A 4,704-nucleotide genomic window follows, 5' to 3' on the forward strand; every position below is an offset into this window, starting at 1 on the left:
GGCGGCGGGCCAGGGCGGCAGATCGTCGCGATGAAAATTCACCACGGTTTTCATTTCGTCTGAAATTCTGTCGAGTACGGGGATCTTATTTTCCGGCTTCATAAACGCTCCTTGTGAAGGTGATTTATTGTAGAAATTACCCCCGTATAAACTGCGATCCCACCGTCCGATATTGAAACTCAGCGCCGCATCGCATGCAAAGCAGGGAATGTGCTACCATGCACCGCTCAGCTAATCACCCGTAAAATCGACCATGAAATTTCCCGGTAAACGTAAATCCAAACACTATTTTCCTGTCAGCGCGCGCGATCCATTGCTGCAACAGATTCAGCCTGAAAATGAAACCAGCGCAGCCTGGGTGGTGGGTATCGACCAGACGCTGGTAGATATTGAAGCCAAAGTTGATGATGACTTTGTAAAACGTTATGGATTAAGCGCCGGGCACTCTCTGGTGATTGCAGACGATATCGCCGAAGCGCTCTACCAGGAGCTGGTACGTGACAATTTGATCACCCATCAGTTTGCCGGTGGGACTATCGGTAACACGATGCACAACTACTCCGTGCTGGCGGATGACCGCTCGGTACTGTTGGGTGTGATGTGCAGCAATATCGAGATTGGTAGCTACGCGTACCGTTATTTATGTAATACCTCCAGCCGTACCGATCTGAACTACCTGCAGGGTGTTAATGGACCGATTGGCCGCTGCTTTACGCTGATTGGCGAATCCGGTGAGCGCACGTTCGCTATCAGCCCCGGACATATGAATAAGCTGCGGGCGGATAGCATCCCCGAGGCAGTTATTGCCGGGGCCTCCGCGCTGGTGCTGACCTCCTATCTGGTGCGTTGCGAACAGGGCGAGCCGATGCCGGAAGCGACCATGAAGGCGATCGAATATGCCAAAAAACACAATGTGCCGGTGGTTCTGACGCTGGGTACCAAATTCGTTATTGCCGATAACCCGCAGTGGTGGCAGGCATTCCTGAAAGAGCATGTCTCTATTCTGGCGATGAATGAAGAAGAGGCCGAAGCGCTGACCGGCGAGAGCGATCCGCTGCTGGCCTCCGACAAAGCGCTGGATTGGGTGGATCTGGTGCTGTGCACTGCGGGTCCGGCGGGTCTGTATATGGCGGGCTTTACGGAAGAAGAAGCCAAACGTAAAACTCAACATCCGCTGCTGCCGGGGGCTATTGCCGAATTCAACCAGTACGAATTCAGCCGCGCCATGCGCCATAAAGACTGTACTAATCCGCTACGCGTGTATTCGCACATCGCACCGTATATGGGCGGGCCTGAAAAGATCATGAACACCAACGGCGCTGGCGACGGTGCGCTGGCGGCATTGCTGCATGATATTACCGCCAACAGCTACCACCGCAGCAACGTGCCTAACTCCAGCAAGCACAAGTTCACCTGGCTGACCTATTCATCGTTAGCCCAGGTGTGTAAATATGCTAATCGCGTGAGTTATCAGGTGCTGAATCAACATTCACCACGCCTGACGCGCGGTTTGCCAGAACGTGAAGATAGTCTCGAAGAGTCGTACTGGGACCGCTGAGTTCTTGCCGGATGGCGTAGCGCCATCCGGCACGTAATATTAACTGGCAGTAGCAACGTCACCGGCAGGTGGCGTTTCAATCAGCTCCAGCATAGTGCGGGCGATTTCACGCTCGCCCATGACGACCTGATTGGCACCGCGGTCGGTAATATATTCCACTTCATCGTCATAATGCGCGCGGGCGATAATCTCAATCGACGGGCACTTTTCGCGAGCGGAAGCGACGATTTCACCGGCTTCATAGCCATTTGGAATCGTCAGTAGCAGCCAGCGTGCGCAATCCAGATGCGCCAGATTCATAATCTCTTCGTTGGCGGCATTTCCCAGCACCGCGCGGATCCCGCGCTCACGCAGTTCATCCACCCGCGTACGTGAGGTTTCGATAACCACCAGCGGAATCCCGGCAGCCATCAATTTTTCACCCAGCAGACTGCCGACGCGGCCAAAGCCTACCAGCAGGGCGTGATTGCAGATATCCACCGGAATTTGTTTCTCTTCTTCGATGGCTTCTTCCAGCGTCTGTTCTTCCAGCGTTTCGGTTTTCGCGAGATATTTTTCTAACACCGCGAACAGTACCGGATTGAGCATAATGGACAGAATAGCCCCCGCCAGCACCAGATTTTGCCCGGCCTGCGGTAGCAGGTTTAGCGCCATTCCCAGACCCGCCAGGATGAAGGCAAACTCACCAATCTGCGCCAGGCTGGTGGCAATGGTGAGCGCTGTACGTTGGGAGTGACCAAACAGGCGCACGAGGAAATAGGCGGCAACGGATTTACCAAAGACGATAATCGCCAGCGTACCCAGTACCGCCAGCGGCTGCTGGATCAAAATTAACGGATCAAACAGCATACCAACAGATACAAAGAACAATACGGCGAACGCATCGCGCAGCGGCAGGGTGTCATGCGCCGCACGGTGGCTCAGTTCGGATTCATTCAGCACCATGCCAGCAAAGAACGCGCCCAGAGCAAAGGAGACATCGAATAATTCCACTGCGCCAAACGCGATACCTAATGCCAGGGCAAGGACTGACAGAGTAAACAGCTCTCGTGAACCGGTGGCGGCGCTACGCGCCATGATCCACGGCACCAGGCGACGGCCAACCAGCATCATAATGGCGATAAACGCCACCACTTTACCGATGGTAATGCCCATATCGACGGCCAGCGAGGCAAAGCCGACATCTTCTTTTTCCAGCATTCCGGCGACGGCGGGCAGGAGAACCAGCGTCAGCACCATCATCAGATCTTCAACAATCAGCCAGCCTATAGCGATTTGCCCGCGCTGGCTGTCAATAAGCTGCCGTTCTTCAAGCGCACGCAGTAGCACTACGGTACTGGCGGTTGAAAGACACAGTCCAAAGACGATACCCACCATTAGCGACCAGCCCATCACCGCTGAAAGCGCCATACCCAGTAGCGTCGCCACAGCTATCTGGGCAATCGCGCCGGGAATGGCGATGGACTTTACCGCCATCAAATCCTTCAAGGAAAAGTGCAGCCCCACGCCGAACATCAGCAGGATTACGCCAAGCTCCGCCAGTTCAGGCGCGAGTTTGGTATCAGCAACAAAACCAGGTGTAAATGGACCGGCCAGAACGCCCGCTAACAGATATCCCACCAGAGGAGAAATACGTAGTTTATTGGCAATCATGCCTAATATAAAAGCGAGCACAAGGCCGCCGACAATGGTGGTGATAAGCGGGGTGGCGTGATGCATTCCGTCTCCTTTGGTTGCTGTGATGATCCTGAAAACCTAAATTCCGAGTAATAGTTTATGACAATTTTAATGTTTATGTTTATGAATAATTATTGAATTTTGATGAAAACGGGATTTTAGGCGTAAAAAAGCACGGATCGGAAAACTACAGGGGTATGCGGGGAGTAAAGGCTGATGGTCTCTGTAACTGAAGACGGCCAAAGTTTACTTTTGGCCGTCAGAAAATCAGGCTTTATGTCGGTTATCAGGTAAGAATATAGTGAGTATCCCCAGAAGTGGCAGGAAAGCACATATTTTATAGACCAAATCAATACTGGTATGGTCAGCAATCAGCCCTAATACCGCGGCTCCCAAGCCGCCCATGCCAAAGGCAAACCCGAAAAATAGCCCAGAAACCATGCCGATACGACCCGGAAGCAGCTCCTGTGCATAGACCAGAATGGCAGAAAAGGCAGATGCGAGGATAAAACCAATGATCACGGTTAAAATCCCGGTCCATTCCAGCGTTGCATAGGGTAAAACAAGGGTAAATGGCGCTACACCGAGGATAGAGCCCCAAATAACATATTTTCTGCCAATCTTATCACCTAACGGTCCACCAATTACGGTCCCGGCCGCAACGGCAAACAGGAAGGCAAACAGGTGAAACTGGGCGTTTTGTACCGATAATCCGAATTTTTGCATCAGATAAAAGGTGTAATAGCTGCTGATACTCGCCATATAGAAGTATTTGGAGAAAATCAGCACCAGCAGAATGCTAACCGCCAGTACCACTTTATTACGCGGTAATGGATTAACGATCGTGACTTTCGGTTTTCCTTTGCTCATCCGATGCTGCGCGGCATACCAACGACTGATTTGTGCCAGAACCACAATCGCTAATAACGCGGCCAGAACAAACCAGGCCACATTACCTTTACCATATGGCGCGATGATGACAGCCGCCAGCAAGGGCCCGAGAGAGCTGCCGAAGTTGCCGCCAACCTGGAAAATTGACTGGGCGAGGCCATGACGACCGCCGGAAGCCATACGCGCCACGCGGGATGACTCTGGGTGAAACACCGATGAGCCCGTACCGACCAGCGCCGCCGCGAGTAATACCATATGGAAACTGCCTGCCATGGCCAGCAGCACTAGCCCGCTTAGCGTGAAGCACATACCAATGGGCAGCGACCACGGCATCGGATATTTGTCCGTCCAGTAGCCGACAACCGGCTGAAGCAGCGAGGAGGCGAGCTGGAAGGTTAGCGTAATCATCCCGATCTGCATAAACGTCAGCGAGAACTCTGACTGCAATAGCGGATAAATCGCCAGGATCAGCGACTGGATCATATCGTTTAGCAGATGAGAGAGACTGATCGCCCCTAAAATGCCAAATGAGGTGCGCGCTTTAGCAACCGACGCTGACGCGCCAGCCACTGGCGGGG

The 4,704-nt window shown here is 53.0% G+C and carries 3 protein-coding genes and 1 pseudogene; 1 reads left to right on the forward strand and 3 read right to left on the reverse strand.

The window, feature by feature from the left end; all coding sequences use genetic code 11:
* Window positions 1-102, reverse strand: a pseudogene (locus FDW92_RS23265) (acetyl esterase); the annotation flags it as partial.
* A 151-nt stretch (window positions 103-253) separates the two neighbouring features.
* Here FDW92_RS23265 and gsk point away from each other — a divergent pair.
* The gene (gsk, locus tag FDW92_RS18160; protein ID WP_137400672.1) at window positions 254-1,558 is read left to right on the forward strand and encodes an inosine/guanosine kinase; all 1,305 of its coding nucleotides are present in this window, start codon (window positions 254-256) and stop codon (window positions 1,556-1,558) included.
* Window positions 1,559-1,597: 39 nt separating this feature from the next.
* Here the strand turns inward: gsk and ybaL are convergent, their stop codons facing one another.
* Together ybaL and fsr are read right to left on the reverse strand one after the other, a co-directional pair.
* A complete protein-coding gene (gene ybaL / locus FDW92_RS18165) occupies window positions 1,598-3,277 on the reverse strand; it encodes a YbaL family putative K(+) efflux transporter (RefSeq protein ID WP_042310032.1) in 1,680 nt (559 codons plus the stop codon).
* Between the two features lie 225 nt (window positions 3,278-3,502).
* On the reverse strand, window positions 3,503-4,696 hold the full coding sequence (fsr, locus tag FDW92_RS18170) for a fosmidomycin MFS transporter (RefSeq protein WP_137400673.1): 1,194 nt from the start codon (window positions 4,694-4,696) through the stop codon (window positions 3,503-3,505).
* Window positions 4,697-4,704 lie beyond the last annotated feature (8 nt).

Source organism: Citrobacter sp. wls706 (assembly GCF_005281305.1).
GTDB lineage: Bacteria > Pseudomonadota > Gammaproteobacteria > Enterobacterales > Enterobacteriaceae > Citrobacter > Citrobacter werkmanii.

Excerpts from the sequence above, each read along its gene's own strand:
- gsk (WP_137400672.1), top strand. The coding sequence starts at position 254 with ATGAAATTTCCCGGTAAACGTAAATCCAAACACTATTTTCCTGTCAGC.
- ybaL (WP_042310032.1), bottom strand. The coding sequence starts at position 3,277 with ATGCATCACGCCACCCCGCTTATCACCACCATTGTCGGCGGCCTTGTG.